Consider the following 22192-nt stretch of genomic DNA (forward strand, 5'->3'; position numbering starts at 1 on the left):
AAAAGGCGGCCTGCCGGTGGATCAAATGTTTTGGGGATAAAGCGTAAGACGAGGCACCGCGATTCAGCCTGGCAGTCGTGCGCTGACGAGGCACAGGCTGCGGTGCTGGCGGAGCTGAATGAGGGTGTGAGAGGTTTTCATGCCTTCAACCCTAACCGCGGGGGGGAAGGATGGCAAGCAGTCGAAAAAAATTGAGAGGAATACTCGAAAAGCCGAGTTTATTGAGATTTTATTGCGGTGAATGACGGCGATTGTATTGATGCTTGCTCGAGGTTTGAGCGATGCGCAATTGAAACTTGTCGACGTCGTCTCGGCCGGTGCAGCTATTCTTAAAGCCTCAACCAGACGACTGGGAAGCAGGAGTCGGCAATGAACGAATCGGATTGGAAGCTCTATAGCGTACTGCGTCCGATAGCCCATGAGCGGATGTGTATCCGGATCATGGGGGCGGTCGAGCGTACGGTGCTGGATAAAAGCCTGGCGCCTTATGAGCGTATTGAAGCCAGTGAAGAAAGGCTGAAGGCCGGCCAGCAGGAACTGTATTGGGCGTTTGGCGTTTTCAGTCACTCACGCAATGAGGCGCCTGCTCACTTGCTGGGGCTGTGTACTCATGAGCTGATCACATCTGAAGAATTGACTGGTTTCTCGGAGGAAACCCAGGCCTGGATCAAGGAACGTCTGGCGCACAGGGAGGTCCACGGGATTGAGGACCTTGAAGCGGAATAAGCGGTGCCAATGAGGCCGCTTTCGCGAGCAGGCTCGCTCCCACATTTGATCTTCATGAGACACAGATATTGTGTACGACGAAATCCACTGTGGGAGCGAGCCTGCTCGCGATGAGGCCATCAGCCTCAACAACTATTTAAGGCTGAAACGCCCCAATAAAAATCGCCGGATCCACCCGCGCATCGTTCAGGCTGACGTTCCAGTGCATATGCGGCCCGGTCGCACGTCCGGTGGAGCCGACTTTCCCTACCACGCCCCCACGCGCCAATTGCTGGCCAACCTTCACATCGATCTTCGACATGTGACAGAACATGCTGATAAAGCCCTGGCCGTGATCGACGAACACCGTATTGCCGTTGAAGAAGTAATTCCCGATCAGGATCACCTTGCCGGCGGCCGGGGTCTTGATCGGCGTCCCGGCGGGCACCGCGAAGTCGAGGCCGGCATGGGGGTTGCGTTCTTCGCCATTAAAGAAGCGGCGCACGCCGAACTTGCTCGACAGCGGCCCGTTGACCGGTTTGTCCAGCAGCAGGTTGCTCGGGGTGTTCGGGCTGAAGCTGCGGTAGGCCTGGATCTGCTCGGCCAACTCGCCTTCGATACGCTTGAGATTTTCCGGGTTCGGATTGACCTGCTGCGTATTCTTCAGGGTGATGTGCTGTTCCGGGTATTTCTTGCTGCCGACGGTGAAGCTCAGGTTGCGACCACCGCTGCTCAGCGACTGATTGCCCGGTTTGACGGTCAGCGGCACACCGACGATGGCCAGCCAGTTGTTCTGTTCCTTGACCACCAACACCGGTTTGCCTTGATAACTGGCTTTCGGCGCCAGGGCGGAGCTGCCCAGATCCACCACCGCCACGCCGCCCGGCACCGGTTTGTTCAACAGGCGGGTGATGTAACTGTCGGCGTGGGCGTTGAAGGTCAGGCACAGCAACAGCAGCGGAGCGAAAAAACGCGACATGGATCAATCCAGTAAAGAAAGGGTGACAGGCGTCAGGTGATTGTCTTCGACCCGCACTTGCAGTTCGCCGTCGCCGAGTTTGGCTTTCAGGCGCTGGCCGGTGTGGGTTTGCGCGGCGCTGCGGATCGCGTTGCCGCGCTCGTCCAGCAGAATGCTGTAACCACGAGCGAGGGTCGCCAACGGGCTGACCACGTGCAGCGTCTGCATCTGGCTTTGCAGTTGCAGGCGGCGGGATTTAAGCCCTTCACGCATGGCCCGGGGCAGGCGTTCGGCAAGGCTGTCGAGGCGCTGGCGAAGCATCGCCAGTTGCCGCCCGGGATGTTGCCCGGCGAGGCGGGTTTCCAGGCGGATCAAACGTTCGCGGCGGGTATTGAGATTGCGTTCGAAAGCGCGGCGCATGCGCATGTCCAGATCATCCAGACGTTGTGCTTGCTGACGCAGACGTTCACCGGGATGGCGCAGGCGGCGAGAGATGCCTTCCAGACGCAGCCGATCGCGCATCAAGCGGTCACGCATGCGCATCACCAGTCGTCGGTGCAGGCTTTCGACCCGCCGCACCAGATCGCTGGAATCCGGCGCGAGCAGTTCGGCGGCGGCGGACGGTGTCGGGGCGCGGACGTCGGCGACGAAGTCACTGATCGACACGTCGGTTTCGTGGCCGACGGCGCTGACAATCGGCGTCACGCAGGCATCCACGGCGCGGGCCACGGCTTCTTCGTTGAAACACCAGAGGTCTTCCAGCGAGCCGCCGCCACGGGCCAGGATCAACGCGTCGAAACCGCGGGCATCCGCCAGTTTCAGTGCACGGACAATCTGCGCGGTGGCTTCGCGGCCTTGCACGGCGGTGGGGATCAGCGTCAGTTGGATCTGCGGCGCGCGGCGGCGGAACACACTGATGATGTCGCGGATCACCGCGCCGGTGGGCGAGCTGATGATGCCGATGCGTTGCGGATGCGCCGGCAATGGCACTTTGCGCTCGGCACTGAACAAGCCTTCGGCGCTGAGCTTTTCCTTCAATGCATCGAAGGCCAGACGCAGGGCGCCGTCACCGGCCGGTTCCACGGTGTCGAGAATCAGTTGGTAATCACCACGGCCTTCAAACAGCGAAACCTTGCCGCGAACCTTGACCGCCAGGCCATCCTTCAGCGCCTGACGAACCCGTGCGGCGTTCTGCCGAAACAGCGCACAACGCACCTGGGCGCCGCTGTCCTTGAGGGTGAAATACACATGGCCGGACGCCGGGCGGGCGAGGTTGGAGATTTCGCCTTCGACCCAGATGTTACTGAACACGTCTTCGAGCAACACCCGCGCGCGGCCGTTGAGCTGGCTGACAGTCAGGACTTCCCGGTCCAGGCCGAGTCTTGCAAAGGGATCTTTAATCATGGGGCGCAGTTTAAAGGCATTCGGCAATCAATCTCCATGATCCGGCGAAAATCCCCTGTGGGAGCGAGCCTGCTCGCGATAGCAGTGTGTCAGTCGACATTGATGTTGAATGTTGAACCGCTATCGCGAGCAGGCTCGCTCCCACAATGATCTGTGCAGGTTTTGATGAAGTGTTGGACCAGTGCCGTGGGATCTTGCCGGCAGGCGAGGGCGACGGTGCTGTGGCAATCCGGATCGGCCAAGGGGAGAAAGTGGATATCTGGCGGCGCGATGTCCTGCATCGATTCCGGTAACAGCGCAATGCCGAACCCGGCCTGGATCAATTGCAGTTGCGTGGTTTTACGCGACACCACCCGAGCCGCCCGGGGAAAGAACCCCTGGCGCATGCATAACTCGGCGGATAGATAGCTCAGGCCACCACGCTGGGGATGAGGGATGGAAATGAACGCTTCGTTCTTCAACTGCGCCAGATCGATGCCTTGCGCGGACTTATCCACCGCCAGCCGATGATTCGGTGGAACCGCCAGTAACAGACGTTCGCAGTACAGTGGAACAATCTGCACGCCTTCACGCTGACGCAGCACTGGCAGGCGTAACAGGCCCACATCGAGGCGACCTTCGGCCAATTCTTCCAGTTGCGCCTCGGAGGACAGCTTGACGATGTCCATGGACACACCAACGTGTTGATCCAGATAGACGCTGATGCCTCGCAGCAGCCGACCGCTCATGGGCACGGTGCTGGAATGGCTCAGGCGCAACACACCCAGTTGACCGGTGCCCACCTGAGTGGCCATCTCGCTGGCTTTGGTCAGTTCGTTCAGCAGGTTTCTGGCCCGAGGCAAGAAGGCTTCACCCGCCGCCGTCAGTCGGGGCTGGCGCGCGGTGCGTTCGAACAGCGGGGTTTGCAGGCGGGTTTCCATGTCCTTGATCTGCCGGCTCAAGGCTGATTGAGCAATAAACAGTCGTTCGGCCGCAGCGCTGAAGCTGCCGCACTCGGCGATTTCCACGAAATAACGCAATTGACGGGTTGAAAGCACAAGGCATGCCTTTTCGAGATGGCTGGTCGACTTTGAAGATATTAGTCGCAACGCTTGGCGCTGGCTAAAGTCATCGCAGGAACAAAAGGAAACCGTGTCGATGAATGTGCTGGAGTTGTTGAGCCAATGGCCGTGGGGTGCGGTGGACTGGCTGGTGATCGGGCTGGGCGTTGCCCTGGCTTACATCGTGTTCGGCATCGCCGGTTTCGGCACTGCGCTGGTGGCGGGGCCGATTCTGATTCTGTTCATGCCGCTGTCGAAAATCGTACCGCTGCTGGTCTTGCTGGATTTCGTCGCGGCGTTCGGCAATCTGTTGCCCTCGCGACGGAATGTGGCTCGCCCCGAGTTGCTGCGACTGCTGCCGTGCATGGCGGTGGGTTGCACGTTGGGGGTGATTTTTCTGCTGAACCTGAAATCCGACATATTGCTGCTGTTGATGGGGCTGTTCATCAGCGCCTATGCGATTTATAGCCTGTGGATTAAAACCCGTCCGGCGCAATTGTCCGCCGGCTGGGCGGTGCCGATGGGCACGGTGGGCGGGATGTTCGGGGCGCTGTTTGGTAGTGGCGGCTTTTTATATGCGATCTATTTGAACAGTCGGTTGCCCAAGGACGCGGCCCGGGCAACACAGAGTGCACTGATCAGTTGCAGCACCGTGGTGCGTTTGAGCCTGTTTGCCGTCGCCGGGGTGTATGCCGAGCTACCCTTGTTGGTATTGGCGCTGTGTTTGTTGCCGGCGATGGCGCTGGGGTTGTGGATCGGTCGGCGATTGACCATGAAATTGTCCCGCGAGGCATTCGTGCGGCTGGTGACCTGGTTGGTGCTGGCCAGCGGGATTGCCTTGATCGGGCGTTATTTGAGTACTTGACCGGATTTCGTCAGGGATTAAGCTGCCGGCCGCCCTGACGCCTTCGCGGGCAAGCCCGCTCCCACATGGATCTCCTGTGACCACATCGTTTGTGACCACCAAAGATAAAATGTGGGAGCGGGCTTGCCCGCGAAGGCGCCAATCGACACACCGCAGAAACATCTATTTGACGCAGTAGGCTTGCACCATGAATTCGCAAAGCATCATCGTCCCGAAAATCTCCACACTGCCGGTACACGAACCCCGGGCCAGGGCGGTCGTGCGTTGGCTGGTGCGCAAGAACATCATTAAAGAAGAGCTGACCACCTGTGGCCGCACCGGCAATCGCATGGCCCACGCCATCGCCGACGGCGCCCGCGCCGTGGTCCTGCACCCTGACGCGCTGCCGTTCGGCGAGCCGATCAATGGCCTGGAGATCATCACCAAACGCTGCATCTATACACCGGCCAAGGGCTTCCTCGAAGAAGCCGGCTGCGCTGAATGCCGCAAGGAAATCGGCGAAGCGCTGTTCGAAAGCCTGGAAGACTGGATGCCAGGGCGCACCGATAACTTCACCTGTCCTGAATGCGGACATGAAGACGACATCAACGGGTTTCTGTTCTTGCAGGAGTGCGGCTTTTCCAACCTGGGTTTCATCTTCAACAACTGGCTTGAGGCTGGGTTCAAGCAGAGCTTTATCGACGAATTTGCCGATTGGCTGGATCAGCCGGTGAGTTGGGTCAAGGTCGAACTGTAACTGTAGGAGCGAGGCTTGCCCGCGAAGCTTTTGGCGCCAGTGATGGCCCCTTCGCGGGCAAGCTTCGCTCCTACGGGATTTGTGTGCCAAAACCTCCGTCGATCACTGCGTCGATAATAGACAGAGTTTTACATTGAACCCGAAGGGGTGTCTGACTATAATGGCGCGCTTCCATTTTCCCGCTCGGGAGCCCCCGCGATGCTGCGTATCAGCCAAGAAGCTCTGACCTTCGACGACATTCTTTTAGTGCCCGGTTATTCCGAGGTTCTTCCTAACGAAGTCAGTCTCAAGACCCGCCTTACCCGTGGCATCGAGCTGAATATTCCACTGGTTTCTGCTGCCATGGACACCGTTACTGAAGCCCGTCTGGCAATTGCCATGGCTCAGGAAGGTGGCATCGGTATCATCCACAAGAACATGACCATCGAGCAGCAAGCTGCCGAAGTGCGTAAGGTCAAGCGTTACGAAGCCGGCGTGGTCAAGGACCCGATCACCATCGAGGCTGACGCCACGGTTCGTGAACTGTTCGAACTGACTCGCCTGCACAACATCTCCGGCGTTCCGGTACTGCACGATGGCGACCTGGTCGGCATCGTCACTTCCCGTGACGTGCGCTTCGAAAACCGCATGGACGCCAGCGTCCGTGAAGTGATGACGCCTAAAGAGCGTCTGGTCACGGTCAAGGAAGGCGCCAACAAGAACGACGTCCGTGAGCTGTTGCACAAGCACCGTATCGAACGCGTGCTGATCGTCGACGACAAATTCGCCCTCAAAGGCATGATGACCGTCAACGACATCGAAAAAGCCAAGGCTTACCCGCTGGCCAGCAAGGACGATCAAGGTCGTCTGCGCGTTGGCGCTGCAGTCGGTACCGGTAAAGACACCGGTGACCGCGTAGCTGCCCTGGTCCATGCGGGTGTTGACGTGGTAGTGGTCGACACTGCTCACGGTCATTCCAAAGGCGTGATCGACCGCGTTCGCTGGGTCAAGCAGAACTTCCCTGAAGTGCAGGTCATCGGCGGCAACATCGCCACCGGCGCTGCCGCCAAGGCCCTGGCCGAAGCCGGCGCTGACGCAGTCAAGGTCGGTATTGGCCCTGGCTCGATCTGCACCACCCGTATCGTCGCCGGTGTCGGCGTCCCGCAAATCAGTGCCATCGCCAACGTCGCCGCTGCCCTCGAAGGCACAGGCGTTCCGTTGATCGCCGACGGCGGCATCCGTTTCTCCGGTGACCTGTCCAAGGCCATCGTTGCCGGTGCGTCCTGCGTGATGATGGGCTCGATGTTCGCCGGTACTGAAGAAGCGCCAGGTGAGATCGAACTGTTCCAGGGCCGTTCGTACAAGGCTTACCGCGGCATGGGTTCGCTGGGCGCCATGTCCCAGGCTCAAGGTTCCTCCGACCGTTACTTCCAGGACTCCTCGGCAGGCGCCGAGAAACTGGTTCCGGAAGGCATCGAAGGGCGTGTTCCGTACAAGGGCACCCTGAGCGCCATCATCCATCAACTGATGGGCGGCCTGCGTTCTTCCATGGGCTACACCGGTAGCGCCAATATCGAAGAAATGCGCACCAAGCCTGAGTTCGTGCGGATCACCGGCGCTGGCATGGCCGAGTCCCACGTCCACGACGTGCAAATCACCAAAGAAGCGCCAAACTACCGCGTAGGTTGAGGCTTCAAGCAAATCGTTAAGCAACCGGGGCTGTTCTATTCAGCCCCGAGTTGTTTCTGAATCACGACTGTTTCTGAATTACTTAGACGAGACTGAATCATGGCCCTCGACATTCACGCTCACCGCATCCTGATCCTCGATTTCGGTTCCCAGTACACCCAGCTGATCGCCCGCCGCGTGCGTGAAATCGGCGTGTACTGCGAACTGCATCCGTTCGACATGGACGACGAAGCGATTCGCGAATTCGCTCCAAAAGGCGTCATTCTCGCCGGCGGCCCCGAGTCCGTGCATGTAGCCGACAGCCCGCGCTGCCCGCAAGCGGTGTTTGACCTGGGCGTACCGGTCTTCGGTATCTGCTACGGCATGCAAACCATGGCTGAACAGCTGGGTGGCAAGGTCGAAGGTTCCGAGCTGCGTGAGTTCGGTTATGCCCGCGTTGACGTGGTTGGCAAGAGCCGCCTGCTCGATGGCATCGAAGACCACATCGACGCCGATGGCCTGTTCGGCCTCGACGTGTGGATGAGCCACGGTGACAAGGTCACCAAGATGCCGGAAGACTTCCACATCCTGGCCAGCACCCCGAGCTGCCCGATCGCCGGCATGTTCAACGATGCTCGCGGCTACTACGGCGTGCAGTTCCACCCGGAAGTGACCCACACCAAGCAGGGCGGTCGCATCCTCTCGCGCTTCATCCTCGACATCTGCGGCTGCGAAGCCCTGTGGACACCTTCGAAGATTGCTGAAGACGCCATCGCTCAGGTCCGCGCCCAGGTTGGCACCGACAACGTATTGCTCGGCCTGTCCGGCGGCGTTGACTCCTCGGTGGTTGCCGCGTTGCTGCACAAGGCCATCGGCGACCAGCTGACTTGCGTGTTCGTCGACAACGGCCTGTTGCGTCTGCACGAAGGCGAGCAAGTGATGGCCATGTTCGCCGAGAACATGGGCGTCAAAGTGATCCGCGCCAACGCCGAGGACCAGTTCCTGAACAACCTGGCTGGCGAAAGCGACCCAGAGAAAAAACGCAAGATCATCGGCCGTACCTTCATCGACGTTTTCGATGCCCAGTCCAACAAACTGGATAACATCAAGTACCTCGCCCAAGGCACCATTTACCCGGACGTGATCGAGTCGGCTGGCGCCAAAAGCGGCAAGGCTCACGTGATCAAGTCGCACCACAACGTGGGCGGCCTGCCGGAAGAAATGAACCTCAAGCTGGTTGAACCCCTGCGCGAGCTGTTCAAGGACGAAGTCCGTCGTCTGGGCCTGGAACTCGGCCTGCCGTACGACATGGTCTACCGTCACCCGTTCCCGGGCCCGGGCCTGGGTGTGCGGATCCTCGGCGAAGTGAAGAAGGAATACGCCGACCTGCTGCGTCGCGCCGACCACATCTTCATCGAAGAACTGCGCAAGGCCGACTGGTACCACAAGGTCAGCCAGGCGTTCGTGGTGTTCCAGCCGGTGAAATCGGTTGGCGTGGTCGGCGATGGCCGTCGTTACGCCTGGGTCGTAGCCCTGCGTGCCGTAGAAACCATCGACTTCATGACCGCGCGTTGGGCACACCTGCCTTACGAACTGCTGGAAACCGTCAGCGGCCGGATCATCAACGAAATCGAAGGCATCTCCCGCGTTACTTACGACGTGTCGAGCAAGCCGCCGGCGACGATTGAGTGGGAGTGATGAGGCGACCCACAAAGCCGGCACCCTCTAGAGTTCAACGTTAGATTCGGAGGGGCGCAGGAGGGTTTTTAGCCAATGCCAGTCAGTTATGCTGACTGGCATTTTTGTTTTTGGGTGGAAAGCACCGAAGCAAGAGTCGTCGTTTTCAGTAGATGGCAAAGGCTGGCGTAGGTATCAGAGAAACTGTGATCGAATCAAATCCGTATCGAACGGCGTTATCCCTTGATCAGGCGCAAACACCGCCTGTGCCTGCTGCGGCGAAGCCACTCGTTCCCCCCGTGCTCGAACATGTAAGTCGAACAGAGTTTCCAAATCTGGCCGTGGTGTATGCACCAAAGCCCGCAGCATCAACGATATCCCACTGAGGTTGTTCTGGACGTTGTTCCACCGCGGAGATGAAGTGAGCCCCAGATCGGCCCAAATCATGCGTCGTTCCTGCAAGTCCATCACGAATGGCAGACAGATAACTGTGTCGGATGCGATATCGATACGGTCGAACACGGATCGCGGCTCGAATGCTTCACCCGACGCCGTGTCGGCGCGAGCCATCCAGCCAGCGAAGCATTCTGGAAGATCGCAGTACGGCTGCTCGGTGAATGAGTTGATAGACGTGACGACATAGCGGATACCCTTCCCGACGAGGACATCAAGGTCGAGGTCGATGAACTCCGAAGCCCCGTCGGGCGCGTCGACGATGTCGCCGCTGTGGTAGCCGCCGAAACCCTTCAGGTTGTAGTACGCGACCGTCTGTGTGAACACGAAGTTGGCGTCGAAAAATGCGGCGGACAAGTCGATGTCCGTACGTCCAAGACCGTTCTTCCACCACAGGAACAGGCGAATGAAACGTGTGTCAGGCATAGGCAACCGACTGCCCCGCACCAGCGTACGTAGCGACTTCGATGAGGCACGCTGCGCCAGCGGCACCCTGTATTCGCGTAATGCTGGATCGATGAAACAGCGGCCTAGTGGCGGCAGCGACGCAAAACGCATTACGAGGGCGTCCTCGCAGATTCGGGCTGCGCGAGCCAACACGTCGGGTGTGAGAGGTTCGCGTCGATCCTTGATGCCATAGACTTTGGCAAATGCACCTTTCGGTGTGAACGCCCGCAGGGGCAGGGGGCGCGGAGCACGTAATTGGGCCAGCAACTGCAGCAGGACAGGTGAGGACACTTGTGTCGCAACAGCCTCGAACGCGTCGAGAACCGACTCTGGTTCCGTCGCGCGCCGCAGGGTCGCGTCCAGCCGTCGTGCGAACTCACCAGGACGGCTCTGTAGTATGGGCATAAGCGTGGCGATGTGACGCTGGGCAAGCAATGTTTCGACACGTGATCCAAATGAGGCTGGCGCTTCGTTGCGACGCGCTGCCGTGATGGCGGCTAGCGCTCGTGGGTACTTATCGGCGTAGTCGCCCGGATGCAGTACTTCAGCCAGACGTTTCCAGCGCTCAGCATGGCGCATCACGTCTTCTACAGCGTTGGGTATGTGGTCGAGTAGACGCAACAGCAGACGGCGCACCGAGCGCTTCATCGCTGTGAAACGTGTCGAAGCTGCCGTCAGTGACACGTCTCCTCCATTCAGCGCGACCGCAAGTCGTAGCACGTCGGTCGCCGTTTCGACGTTTCGCTCCAGGAATGCGTCCACCCGTGCATCGTTGACTACATACAGGATAAGCGCGCCGCCAAGCTGTGCACGGATCTCCCGGAACGAGACGGCCTCAGGCAGCAGACGGAACACATTGCTTTTGTACTCTCGGACAAACCAGACTACATCGGCAGTTTCCTCTTCGGAGAGCGAGGTGTGCGATGAAACCAGCGGCTCGAGCAGTGACTCGAACTCAGAGACGCTTCCCGGTTCGATAACGCGGGATATGAAGTTGCCTTCAAGCATCGCAGGTCGAGACTGTTCAGTCAGTGGTAAACGCCGAAGCGTGAGGTAGTGCATGACGGCGTTAAGGTACAACTCCGCCTCTGAGGCCGTCAGAACTTGCTCTGGAAAGTCAGGATAAAACGGCCGGTGGTGCACATGAGCGCCAGTTTCCCGCCGAAGCACTCCGACAATGTCGCGCAGCCAGTGCTTGAGTTCTGTCGCGGACAACATGCCGATTTGCTCAATCAGAGGCTCTGATAGTACACATCGGAACGCCGCGACTTCCCGGACAGCCGACGCGACCTGAGCGCGCGTGGCACCGCCAGTGCCCATCGGGACGTGAACTTTGGTACGGCGACGCAGGAACAGCTCCTGATTCATCCTTGATTTTCTCCCTTGGCCGCCGTCGTGAACGAGCTGCAGCATCGTGTCTACAGCCGATATAAAAACGCCTGCAAGAAGCAGGCGCGGTGTGGAGAGCGGAACCCCTAGGTCATAGAGGTTTAGAAGGAAGGTGTTCCATAGCCACGAAGGCATTCTACGGGAGGTTGTCTCTGTTTGTCGGGTTGCTGCATACCTCAACGGTAACAAGCTGCTTCGCCAGAAGAATAGGGGCTGATGAGCGACAAATCGCTTGTCCATCGTCCAGACAAGTGGCGGCGTTATTGGCCAAGTGTGCCTTCAAAGTCGGCGAAGTTCCCACAAGGTCAGCCAGGCGTTCGTGGTGTTCCAGCCGGTGAAATCGGTTGGCGTGGTTGGCAACGGCCATCGTTACGCCTGGGTCGTTGCCCTGCGTGCCGTGGAAACCATCGACTTCATGACCGCGCGTTGGGCACACCTGCCTTACGAACTGCTGGAAACCGTCAGCGGCCGGATCATCAATGAAATCGAAGGCATCTCCCGCGTCACTTATGACGTGTCGAGCAAGCCGCCGGCGACGATTGAGTGGGAATGATCCCTCACTAGAGTCATCGTTGCGTAAAGCCCCTGAACCGGTCTCGGTCAGGGGGGGGTATGCTTCGCTGCTTTTGAAACGTCTGTTTCTGTTGCGTATAAAGTGAGCGACATAGCCAGCAGAAGTTTTGCTTCGACAGGTGGTAAAGTATTCGCTCGCTGTCGGGAGGATTGAACATGAAGCTTGAAGAACGTATGCGGATGGCCATCCAGCGCACGTCGGGTAATGTGATCCTGCGCGCGGATGTTGCATCGCTGGGTGGTCACTCTCAAGTTTCCGTCGCTCTCGATGAGCTGCAGAAAAAGGGCGTAATTGTTCGGATGGGCATTGGTGTTTATGCCAAAGCGTTCAGAAATCCTGACACCGGACTCATTACGCCTGTCGAGGATCTTGAAACACTGGCGGTCGAAGCATTTAGACGGTTAGGCATGAGCGCTTCAGTGCAAACGACGCCTTCAGAACAGCGCCGTTCGGCCGCCCGCAAGGAAGCGAAAATATGCGTGCAGGGCAATCGCCGAATCCGCCGCAAATTGTCGCTGGGCGGAAGATCGGTGGTTTACATCAATGAACGGGCACCCTCCCGGAAAGCGAAAAATACAGTAAGGCGTCATCCTAAAACCGGTGACTTGATCATCCCGACTGTTGGCCTCAAACGGTACGTGCTGGATCTGGCCGAGTTCAGCAAGGTTTCCTACGTCAAAACATATGCCGATGAATGGGCGGAGAATGTCTCGAGATTGGCTGGGGATGATGTTCGTACCGACTCAATTGAGCAGTTGGTCATTGCGTTGAAAAAAGAGAAAAAGGTCTCCGGCACAGAAGCGGTTCATCTACTCGCCAACTATTTGAGAGAAAGAAAGAGTGTTTGACCCATTCAAGGATTTCGACGCGAAGGGATATCTCAGAAATGTTGTGGGTGAAAAAGACCTCAACATTGTCAAACACCTTGAGCACGACTTGTTTACCGCGAACCTGTCTGATGCCATGGCTTACTTGATCAAGAAGAGAACAATCACTTACGTTGATTTTTTACACGTTCACAAACTTCTGTTTGGGGATCTTTATCCTTGGGCTGGCAAGGACAGACTGAGCACTTCTCCCGATTTGGCCATTTCCAAGGCCGAGACATACTTCTGTCCTCCGTTTGAGGCAAAAAGGGCTGTAGAAGAAGGGCTTCGTCTCGGCCAGAACAAGGTTTTGCTCAGAAAGTCTCCCGGTGTAGTGATGGGTTTTTTTGCCTATGGTCATCCGTTCCTGGATGGCAATGGCCGAACGATGCTCGTGGTTCACTCGGTGTTGTGTGATCGAGCAGGGTTTTCAATCAACTGGAGCAGGACGACAAAGTCCGCTTACCTGTCGGCGTTAAGTAGCGAGATCGAGACGCCCGACAAGGGAATCCTGGATGATTACTTGAAAGACTTTATCGAGCCGCCTCTGGATCCGGGCGAATGGGAAGTCGCCATTCAGTCAGTTAAGGGGCTTAATGGACTCGTTTCGGTGGACACTATTGAAGGAACCTTCGATGACCCGGCCATTTCGCAGAAGTATCAGGAGTTCGATAAGCGCAGGGGTTACAAGTTCGATTGATTGTTAGCTGCCAGTGTCAGGCAGCTAACACATCCCATCCTATTTGTTCGTGCAAGTTAAACGCACACGACCGCCTTCATTTCCCTTTATCCGGCCGTAGCGCATCTCAGCGCCGTGCCACATCCGAGAAATAGAACTTATCCAGGGTATGCCGTGACTCGGTGTACTCGAACTGCCTGCCATCCTGCAAAAACGTCTGGTTGCTGACCACGATCACATGGCTCTGGTCGTCGAGATCCAGGTGTTGCTGGTCGTCCTTGCTGCGGGGCACTGCTTCGATGGTGCGCTGGGCGTAGGCGATTTGCAGTTGCAGGGTCTGCTCGATGAAGGCGTAGATCGATTGCTCGGCGATGTCTCGGGACAGGCCGGGAATCACGTCGCTGACGAAATGGTTGATGTCCAGAATCACCCGTTTGCCGTCGATCCGCCGCACCCGCTTGATCCGCGTGATCAGGCTGCCTGTTTCAGCCTTGATGTGTTCGAGCAGCGGGCCTTCGAGGGGGATCTGGGTGAATTCGACCACCTCGGTGCTGACGTCGTTGCCCAGTCGTGGGTAGGTTTCCTGGAAGCTGACGATGCCACCGAGCTGAAACTCGATCGGGTTGGTCGACAGCACGAAGGTGCCTTTGCCGTGGACTTTCTGGGCGAACCCGCGCTCCTGCAATTGCTCGATGGCCTTGCGCACGGTGCCGCGACTGGCCTGATAGCTGTCCATCAGTTCGGTTTCGGAAGGCAATCGGGCGCCGCGTTCCAGACGTTCGGTGGTGATGCTGGCAAGCAGATCGCTGTAGATCTGGTTGTATTTACTCATGGGGATGGCTCTGTGCCGCGTTGTGCTCAAGGTTTTGAACCTTAAGGGCAGGGTAGGGGTTTGTCCATGCGGCTTTGGGTTTCTTTGACTTAGGAGGTAGGAAATATCGCCGCCTGTCGGGTTCAGGATAAACAAAACTTAACTCGTCTGTACGAGCTGTTGCTTTAACTCGTACAGACGAGTATTTTTCGCTTCGGCGTGCTGCCAATAACAAAAAACTACAGCGGAAGAACAAGCATGAGCCATGACTATCCGAACATCGTCACCGAGCTGCTGCACAGCCTCGGTGGCAGCGACAACCTCGAGCAGGCCGCGCACTGTGTCACACGTCTGCGCCTGGCCCTCAAGGACCCGAGCCTGGTCAACAGCGCCACGCTGAACCAGATCGATCTGGTCAAAGGTTCATTCTTTACCGGCGGCCTGTTCCAAGTGGTGATTGGCCCCGGCGAAGTGGAAAAGGTCTACGCCGAGCTGCGCCGGCAAACCGGTCTCGCCGCCTCGACCATCGCCGACGTTAAACAAAAAAGCGTCGACAAGATCCACCCGATTCAGCGATTGGTGCGGGTGTTTTCCGACGTGTTCATGCCGATCCTCCCGGCGCTGATCATTGCCGGCCTGCTGATGGGCATCAACAACCTGATCGGCGCCAAGGGCATGTTCATCGAGGGCAAGACCCTCCTGGAGGCCTACCCGACGCTTGATGGCCTCTGGAGCCTGATCAACCTGATGGCCAATACCTCGTTTGTGTTTCTCCCGGCACTGGTGGGCTGGTCGGCGGCCAAGCGCTTTGGCGGCAGCGAAATCCTTGGCATCGTGCTCGGCCTGATGCTGGTGCACCCGGATCTGCTCAATGCCTGGAACTACGGCAAAGCGGTGGCCGGGCTGGAGGGGCAAAGCCTGCCGTACTTCGACATCCTCGGCCTGTTTCAGATCGAGAAGGTCGGTTATCAGGGGCAAATCCTGCCGATCCTGCTGGCGGCCTATGTGATGAGTGTCATCGAAAAATGGCTGCGGGCACGGGTGCCTAACGCGGTGCAATTGCTGGTGGTGCCGATCACCACCATCGTCGTCACCGGTGTGCTGGCGCTGGCGGTGATTGGCCCGGTGACCCGCCATCTGGGGATTCTCATCACCGAAGGCGTGGTCACCCTGTTCGACCTGGCGCCCATGGTCGGTGGCGCGATTTTCGGCCTGCTCTACGCACCGCTGGTAATCACCGGCATGCACCACATGTTTCTCGCGGTCGACTTGCAACTGATCTCCACCCAGGGTGGCACCTTCATCTGGCCGATGATCGTCATGTCCAACCTCGCCCAGGGCAGCGCGGCACTGGGAGTGTTCTACATGACCCGCAATGTACGGGACAAAAGCATGGCCTCGACCTCGGCGATTTCTGCCTACTTCGGCATCACCGAACCGGCCATGTTCGGGGTCAACCTGCGCTACAAATTTCCGTTCTATGCGGCCCTGATCGGCTCGGCGCTGGGCTGCATCTTCCTGTCGCTGAACAAGGTCCAGGCCTCGGCGATCGGCGTCGGCGGCTTGCCCGGTTTCATCTCGATCATCCCGCAGTTCATCCCGATGTTCGTGGTCGGGATGGTGATTGCCATGGTTGTGCCGTTTGTTTTGACCTGCGGGTTGAGCATGAAGATTGTCCGGCCTGGGTATCGCGTTGCCTGACAGATTGCTATCGCGAGCAGGCTCGCTCCCACATTGGAACGCAATCAACAGTGGAAGCGAGCCTGCTCGCGAAGGGGCCCTCAGGCCGATACAAACCTATTGAAGGAATAGCGCCATGCAAGACTGGCAACGTTCGGTGATCTACCAGATCTACCCGAAGAGTTTTCACAGCCACGCCGGCAACCCCACGGGGGACTTGCTCGGCGTCGTGGCCAAGCTCGACTACCTGCACTGGCTGGGTGTCGATTGCCTGTGGATTACGCCGTTCCTGCGTTCGCCCCAGCGCGACAACGGATACGACATCAGCGATTACTACGCCATCGACCCGAGCTACGGGACCATGGCCGACTGCGAACTGCTGATCGCCGAAGCCGCCAAGCGCGGGATCAAACTGATGCTCGACATCGTGGTCAACCACACCTCGATCGAACACACCTGGTTCCAGCAGGCTCGCAGCAGCCTCGATAACCCTTACCGCGATTTTTATATCTGGCGCGACCAGCCGAACAACTGGGAATCCAAGTTCGGCGGTTCAGCCTGGGAGTACGAAGCCCAGACCGGTCAGTATTACCTGCACTTGTTCGACCACACGCAGGCCGACCTGAACTGGGACAACCCCACGGTACGCGCCGAAGTCTTCAAGATGATGCGTTTCTGGCGCGACAAGGGCGTGGGCGGTTTCCGTCTGGACGTGATCAACCTGATTTCCAAACCGGCGAACTTCCCTGAGGACAACACCGACGGTCGGCGTTTCTACACCGACGGCCCGAACGTCCACGAGTACTTGCAGCAGATGCACCGCGAAGTCTTCGAAGGTCACGACCTGATCAACGTCGGCGAGATGTCCTCCACCAGCCTGGAACACTGCATTCGCTACTCACGACCGGAGTCGAAAGAGCTGTCGATGACTTTCAACTTTCATCACTTGAAGGTTGATTACCCGAACCTGCAAAAGTGGGTTCGCGCCGATTTCGATTTCCTCGAACTCAAGCGCATCCTCTCCGACTGGCAGACCGGCATGCAGGCTGGCGGGGGCTGGAACGCGTTGTTCTGGTGTAACCATGATCAGCCGCGTGTGGTTTCGCGCTTTGGTGATGATGGCGAGCACCGGGTGGTGTCGGCAAAGATGCTCGGCACCGCGCTGCATTTTCTCCAGGGCACGCCGTTTGTGTATCAAGGCGAAGAGCTGGGCATGACCAATCCGGGGTTCGATCACATCGATCAGTACCGCGATGTCGAGACCCTGAACATCTTCCGGCTCAAGCGTGAGGCAGGTAGCAGCGACGCCGACAACATGGCGGCGATCATGCAGAAGTCCCGGGACAACGGCCGCACGCCGATGCACTGGAACGCCGAGCCGAACGCTGGTTTCAGTGCGGTCGAGCCCTGGATCGGGGTGCCGGCCAATGCCACGCAAATCAACGTCGCCCACCAACTCGACGATCCGGATTCGGTGCTGCATCACTACCGTCAGCTGATTGCCCTGCGCCACAGTGAAACGCTGATGTCTGACGGCGTGTATCGGCAGTTGTTGCCTGAGCACACACAAATTTGGGCGTACGTGCGTGAGGGCCTTGGCGAGCGTTTGCTGGTGCTGAACAACTTCTATGGCTTGCCGTGCGAAGTCGAGCTGCCGTGTGAAGTGATCAATGAATCGATGGTTCAAAGTCTGGTGATCAGTAACTACCCGGACTGTCCGCCACGAAACCGGCAAGTGTTTCTACGGCCTTATGAGTCGTTCGTTCTGCACTTGAGCAACGACTAAAACACTGTTTCAAAACAAACACGCAGAACGCTGCGCGGGGGAGTTTTGCGCGCCGGTTTTGCTGCATCGCACAATAAAAATAACGAGGTGGTTCTTGAAAACAACAATAAATCGTAGCCTTGCAGTCGTGGGTGTGTGCCTGGGATTACCGTTGTCGGCCCAGGCGCTGGAATTCGCCGGCTATTTGCGTAGCGGTGTCGGCACCTCGGTCAACAGCAGTTCCCAGTCGTGCTTTCAATTGCCGGGCGCACAGTCGAAATACCGGCTAGGCAACGAATGCGAACAGTATGCGGAGCTGGAATTGCGTCAGGATCTGTTCACGCTGGACGATGGTTCGGTGCTCAGTGTCGACGGCATGGCCTCGCTGTATAACCAATACGACCGCAGCCTGACGTTCAAGGGCGACAACGGCTCGGTGCGCATGCCGCAGCTGTATGCGCAATGGTCGAACATGCCCGGCTTGAACGGCGGCTCGCTGTGGGCCGGTCGACGTTACTACAAGCGCAACGACATCCATATTTCCGACTTCTACTACTGGAACCAGAGCGCCACCGGCGGCGGGATCGAAGATGTGTTGATCGGCGATCTGAAGTACAGCTACGCCTTCTCGCGCAAGGACAACCTGTACCAGAAGGACTACATCAACCGTCACGATTTCAACGTCGCCGGCTTCAACACCAACCCTGGCGGTGAGCTGGAGTTCGGTCTGAGCTACATCGACAAACCCGACAGCCGCGACGCCCATCGCGGTTGGGCGATCACCACCCAGCATGTGCAGAAGGGCTTTCTGGGCGGCAAGAACAAACTGGCCTTTCAGTACGGCGAAGGCCCCGGCACCGGGTTGGGTTATACCGGTAACGTGAAGCTGGATGACAGCAACAAGAGCTACCGCGTGGTCGAGTTCTTCGACTGGCAGGTGACGCCGCGTTTCGGCGGGCAAGTCGAAGCGGTCTATCAGAAAGACATTCGCCCGGACGGCGCCGACCAGAACTGGATTTCCCTCGGGATTCGCCCGGCCTATGCGATCACCGAGCAAATCAAACTGGTGACCGAACTGGGCCACGATCAGGTCGAGGCCACAGGCGGCACGCGCAAACTGAGCAAGTTCACCATCGCCCCGACCTGGTCGCCCAAGGGCCCGGAATTCTGGGCGCGCCCCGAGGTGCGCCTGTATTACACCTATGCCAGCTGGAACGAGGCGGCCAAACGGGCGGCCAATGAACTGGCGGCGGGCTCGGCATTGTCCGACACCGGCGCTTTCGGCACGGTGCGACACGGTTCGAACGTCGGGTTGCAGGTCGAGTATTGGTGGAAATAAACGCCGCATGACCCGGCAGGAGCTGCCGAAGGCTGCGATCTTTTGATCTTGACGTCCTTGCGGGCGCCAACAGATCACAGCCTTCGGCAGCTCCTACCGGGTACCACGAGATCGCAAGCGTCTTTTATACAGAACAAAACAGCAGGTGACGTCATGGCCACACCCCAACAATTGCAACTGCTGGCACCTTTGTCCGGCGTGCTGATGCCGCTGGACCAGGTGCCCGATCAGGTGTTTTCCAGTCGCGTGATCGGTGACGGTCTGTGTATCGACCCGACCTCATCCACCTTGTGCGCACCGCTGGCTGGAGTGATCAGCAATGTGCAGGTCAGCGGGCATGCCGTCAGCATCACCGACGAGAACGGCGTGCAGGTGTTGATGCACATCGGCCTAGACACCGTGAACCTGGCCGGCAAGGGCTTCACCCGGTTGGTGGAGGAAGGTCAGCGGGTTGAGGTGGGGCAGGCGCTGATCGGGTTCGATGCCGATTACATTGCCTTGAACGCCCGTAGTTTGTTGACCTTGATGCTGGTGGTCAGCGGTGAGCCGTTCACCTGGCTGACACCTGAAACGGGCGTGGTGCAAAGCGGTCAGCCACTGCTGAGTCTGAATCCATCCGAAGTGGCGGCCGATGAGCAGATGCCGGAGGAGGGCGAGGCGTTGTTCTCCAAACCGCTGATGCTGCCCAATCTCAATGGCTTGCACGCTCGCCCTGCGGCGGTGTTTGCCCAGGCGGCGAAAGGGTTTTCGGCGAGTATTTGTCTGCATAAACAGCAGGACAGCGCGAACGCCAAATCCCTGGTGGCGATCATGGCGTTGCAGACCGCTCATGGCGACATTGTGCAAGTCAGCGCGGCGGGCGCAGATGCTGAAGTGGCGATCAAGACCCTGGCCGAGTTGCTGGCTGCCGGTTGCGGGGAAGCCGTGACGGTGATGGCAGAGGTTGAACCGGTTGCCGCTGAGGCCTCATCGCTGAAGGTGCTGCGCGGCGTCTGTGCATCGGCGGGGTCGGCGTTTGGCCAGGTGGTGCAGATTGCGCAGCAGACCCTTGAAGTCATTGAATCCGGTCGGGGCGCGCAAGTTGAGCGCGAGCGCCTGTCACGGGCGTTGGCGGCGGCGGTTCTAGGCCTGCAGCAGTTGCGTGACCAGGCCACGGGTGACGCCCAGGCAGATATCTTCAAGGCGCATCAGGAACTGCTCGAAGACCCAAGCCTGCTGGATCAGGCCCTGGCACTGATCGACGCCGGCAAAAGCGCCGGTTTTGCCTGGCGCACAGCCACGGAGTCCACGGCTGCCTTGTTCAAAAAACTGGGCAATGCCTTGCTGGCCGAACGGGCAGCGGATTTGGCCGACGTCGGTCAACGGGTGCTCAAGCTGATTCTCGGCGTAGAGGATCAGGCGATGGAGTTGCCGGAAGGGGTGATTCTGATTGCCGAGCAACTGACACCCTCCCAGACGGCTGGCCTGGACACGCGCAAGGTGCTGGGTTTCGCGACGGTCGGCGGTGGCGCCACCAGCCACGTGGCGATCCTCGCGCGGGCCTTCGGCTTGCCGGCGATCTGCGGGTTGCCGGTTCAGGTGCTGGCACTGGCCAATGGCACCCGGGTTTTGCTCGATGCCGACAAGGGCGAGTTGCAGCTGGATCCCGAGCAGGTTGCCATTGAGCAGTTGCAAGCCAATCGTCAGCGACAAAAGAAACGCCAGCAATACGAGCTGGAAAATGCTGCGCTGGCTGCCTGTACCCGCGATGGGCATCACGTTGAAATCACCGCCAACATCGCTTCGCTGGCCGAAGCCGAACAGGCCATGGCGCTAGGCGGCGAGGGCGTCGGTCTGCTGCGTTCGGAGTTTCTTTATCTGGATCGCAACCACGCGCCAAGCCATGACGAGCAGGCATCCACCTACAGCGCTATCGCCCGAGCATTAGGGCCAGCGCGTAATCTGGTGGTGCGAACCCTGGATGTCGGCGGTGACAAACCATTGGCCTACGTGCCGATGGACCGCGAAACCAACCCGTTCCTGGGCATGCGCGGAATTCGTCTGTGCCTGGAGCGTCCGCAGCTGTTGCGCGATCAGTTCAAGGCAATTTTGAGCAGCGCCGGGCTGGCTCGCCTGCACATCATGCTGCCGATGGTTACGCAGCTGTCGGAGCTGCGGCTGGCCCGTCAGCTGCTTGAAGAAGAGGCGCTGGCATTGGGCCTCACGGAACTGCCGAAACTGGGGATCATGATAGAAGTGCCGGCGGCGGCGCTGATGGCTGACCTGTTTGCGCCCGAGGTGGATTTTTTCTCCATCGGCACCAACGACCTGACCCAATACACCCTGGCCATGGACCGCGATCACCCACGGCTGGCCAGTCAGGCCGACAGTTTTCATCCGTCGGTGCTGCGCCTGATCGCCAACACGGTGAAAGCCGCTCATGCCCATGGCAAATGGGTCGGAGTGTGTGGCGCCCTGGCTTCGGAACATCTGGCGGTGCCGCTGTTACTAGGGCTTGGCGTGGATGAGCTGTCGGTGAGCGTGCCGTTGATTCCGGCGATCAAAGCGGCGGTCCGCGAAGTGGACCTGCTGGATTGTGAGGCCATCGCCCAGCAAGTACTGGGGCTGGAAAGTGCCGAGCAGGTACGCGAGGCATTGCGGCTGCACCACGAGGCGACGGTCGATACTTCACTGGTTCTGGAGAACTGAGCATGTTCGAGAAAATGCAGCGGGCGTTCTGGAAGGCGTTGACCCCGGATCTGGTGGTGGATGAGCCGAAAGCGGTGGCTCAAGCCGTTTCCGGGCTGGCGCCGAATGTCGTGGCCGCACTGGGCGGTGTGGATAACCTCAAGTCGCATCAGCCCGTGGCGCTAACCCGGATGCGGGTGGAGTTACGGGATGTGACGCGGATGGATCGGCAGGCGTTGACAGCGGCTGGAGTGCCGGGAGTGATGATGCTGGAGGATGGAGTGGTTCATCTGATCACCGGCCTTCAGCCATAACCGGACCTTTGTGGGTCGCGAAGCGGCCCCTCTCCCGACGCAAACTCCCGTAGGAGGGTCCGCCCCGTCTTCGACGCCGCGCTGTCGCGCAGCAAACTGGGGGGATCTAAAGTTGAGAGCGCGCGCGGGGCAGAGACCGTCATTAGCACTGGTGTGTCCGCACCCGAGTAGGAGAG

18 protein-coding genes are annotated in these 22192 nt (G+C 58.9%); 13 read left to right on the forward strand and 5 right to left on the reverse strand.

Annotation, left to right across the window (positions count from 1 at the left end; all coding sequences use genetic code 11):
* The first annotated feature begins 369 nt into the window (after positions 1-369).
* On the forward strand, positions 370-726 hold the full coding sequence (locus tag AACY49_RS11725) for a hypothetical protein (RefSeq protein ID WP_339523846.1): 357 nt from the start codon (positions 370-372) through the stop codon (positions 724-726).
* A 136-nt stretch (positions 727-862) separates the two neighbouring features.
* On the opposite strand, the gene AACY49_RS11730 is transcribed toward AACY49_RS11725, so the two are convergent.
* From AACY49_RS11730 to AACY49_RS11740, 3 genes are all read right to left on the reverse strand, one after another.
* Entirely contained in the window at positions 863-1684 is an 822-nt protein-coding gene (locus tag AACY49_RS11730) for a peptidoglycan DD-metalloendopeptidase family protein (RefSeq protein WP_339523849.1), read from the reverse strand.
* A 3-nt stretch (positions 1685-1687) separates the two neighbouring features.
* On the reverse strand, positions 1688-3067 hold the full coding sequence (gene xseA, locus AACY49_RS11735) for an exodeoxyribonuclease VII large subunit (RefSeq protein ID WP_258700788.1): 1380 nt from the start codon (positions 3065-3067) through the stop codon (positions 1688-1690).
* An 89-nt stretch (positions 3068-3156) separates the two neighbouring features.
* Positions 3157-4104: a LysR family transcriptional regulator gene (locus tag AACY49_RS11740; RefSeq protein WP_339523851.1), complete on the reverse strand. Its 948-nt coding sequence runs from the start codon at positions 4102-4104 to the stop codon at positions 3157-3159.
* Positions 4105-4204: 100 nt separating this feature from the next.
* Between AACY49_RS11740 and AACY49_RS11745 the strand changes: the two genes are divergently transcribed.
* From AACY49_RS11745 to guaA, 4 genes are all read left to right on the forward strand, one after another.
* Positions 4205-4972 (forward strand): sulfite exporter TauE/SafE family protein, encoded by a 768-nt coding sequence (locus AACY49_RS11745; RefSeq protein WP_258697399.1) that lies wholly within the window; start codon positions 4205-4207, stop codon positions 4970-4972.
* 187 nt (positions 4973-5159) lie between these two features.
* On the forward strand, positions 5160-5708 hold the full coding sequence (locus AACY49_RS11750) for a sugar ABC transporter ATPase (RefSeq protein ID WP_258697398.1): 549 nt from the start codon (positions 5160-5162) through the stop codon (positions 5706-5708).
* Positions 5709-5906: 198 nt separating this feature from the next.
* The gene (guaB, locus tag AACY49_RS11755) at positions 5907-7376 is read left to right on the forward strand and encodes an IMP dehydrogenase (protein ID WP_258697397.1); all 1470 of its coding nucleotides are present in this window, start codon (positions 5907-5909) and stop codon (positions 7374-7376) included.
* A 99-nt stretch (positions 7377-7475) separates the two neighbouring features.
* On the forward strand, positions 7476-9053 hold the full coding sequence (guaA, locus tag AACY49_RS11760) for a glutamine-hydrolyzing GMP synthase (RefSeq protein WP_258697396.1): 1578 nt from the start codon (positions 7476-7478) through the stop codon (positions 9051-9053).
* Between the two features lie 174 nt (positions 9054-9227).
* Here the strand turns inward: guaA and AACY49_RS11765 are convergent, their stop codons facing one another.
* Positions 9228-11300, reverse strand: coding sequence for a TerD family protein (locus AACY49_RS11765; RefSeq protein ID WP_339523859.1), 2073 nt, complete (start codon positions 11298-11300; stop codon positions 9228-9230).
* Positions 11301-11553: 253 nt separating this feature from the next.
* Here AACY49_RS11765 and AACY49_RS11770 point away from each other — a divergent pair, with 253 nt between their 5' ends.
* From AACY49_RS11770 to AACY49_RS11780, 3 genes are all read left to right on the forward strand, one after another.
* Positions 11554-11874, forward strand: a complete 321-nt coding sequence (locus AACY49_RS11770; RefSeq protein WP_339523861.1) for a GMP synthase (glutamine-hydrolyzing) — start codon at positions 11554-11556, stop codon at positions 11872-11874.
* 176 nt (positions 11875-12050) lie between these two features.
* Positions 12051-12743: a hypothetical protein gene (locus tag AACY49_RS11775; protein WP_339523863.1), complete on the forward strand. Its 693-nt coding sequence runs from the start codon at positions 12051-12053 to the stop codon at positions 12741-12743.
* The gene (locus AACY49_RS11780; protein ID WP_258697392.1) at positions 12736-13461 is read left to right on the forward strand and encodes a Fic/DOC family protein; all 726 of its coding nucleotides are present in this window, start codon (positions 12736-12738) and stop codon (positions 13459-13461) included. The genes AACY49_RS11775 and AACY49_RS11780 overlap by 8 nt, the downstream gene beginning before the upstream one ends.
* Positions 13462-13567: 106 nt before the next feature.
* Here AACY49_RS11780 and treR read toward each other — a convergent pair whose 3' ends face one another.
* On the reverse strand, positions 13568-14272 hold the full coding sequence (gene treR / locus AACY49_RS11785; protein ID WP_258697391.1) for a trehalose operon repressor: 705 nt from the start codon (positions 14270-14272) through the stop codon (positions 13568-13570).
* A gap of 237 nt (positions 14273-14509) precedes the next feature.
* On the opposite strand from treR, the gene treP reads away from it, so the two are divergent.
* The 5 genes from treP (at position 14510) to AACY49_RS11810 (ending at position 22016) form a co-directional block, all read left to right on the forward strand.
* Positions 14510-15952 carry a PTS system trehalose-specific EIIBC component gene (gene treP, locus AACY49_RS11790; protein WP_339523867.1) on the forward strand — a complete coding sequence of 481 codons (1443 nt, stop codon included), beginning with the start codon at positions 14510-14512 and terminating at the stop codon, positions 15950-15952.
* Between the two features lie 115 nt (positions 15953-16067).
* Positions 16068-17717: an alpha,alpha-phosphotrehalase gene (treC, locus tag AACY49_RS11795; protein WP_339523870.1), complete on the forward strand. Its 1650-nt coding sequence runs from the start codon at positions 16068-16070 to the stop codon at positions 17715-17717.
* 94 nt (positions 17718-17811) lie between these two features.
* Positions 17812-19035: a maltoporin gene (locus tag AACY49_RS11800; protein WP_339523872.1), complete on the forward strand. Its 1224-nt coding sequence runs from the start codon at positions 17812-17814 to the stop codon at positions 19033-19035.
* 153 nt (positions 19036-19188) lie between these two features.
* A complete protein-coding gene (ptsP, locus tag AACY49_RS11805; RefSeq protein WP_339523874.1) occupies positions 19189-21723 on the forward strand; it encodes a phosphoenolpyruvate--protein phosphotransferase in 2535 nt (844 codons plus the stop codon).
* 2 nt (positions 21724-21725) lie between these two features.
* Entirely contained in the window at positions 21726-22016 is a 291-nt protein-coding gene (locus AACY49_RS11810; protein WP_258697386.1) for a PTS transporter subunit EIIB, read from the forward strand.
* The last annotated feature ends 176 nt before the right edge of the window (positions 22017-22192 follow it).

It is taken from the genome of Pseudomonas sp. EL_65y_Pfl2_R96 (genome assembly GCF_963970905.1).
GTDB lineage: Bacteria > Pseudomonadota > Gammaproteobacteria > Pseudomonadales > Pseudomonadaceae > Aquipseudomonas.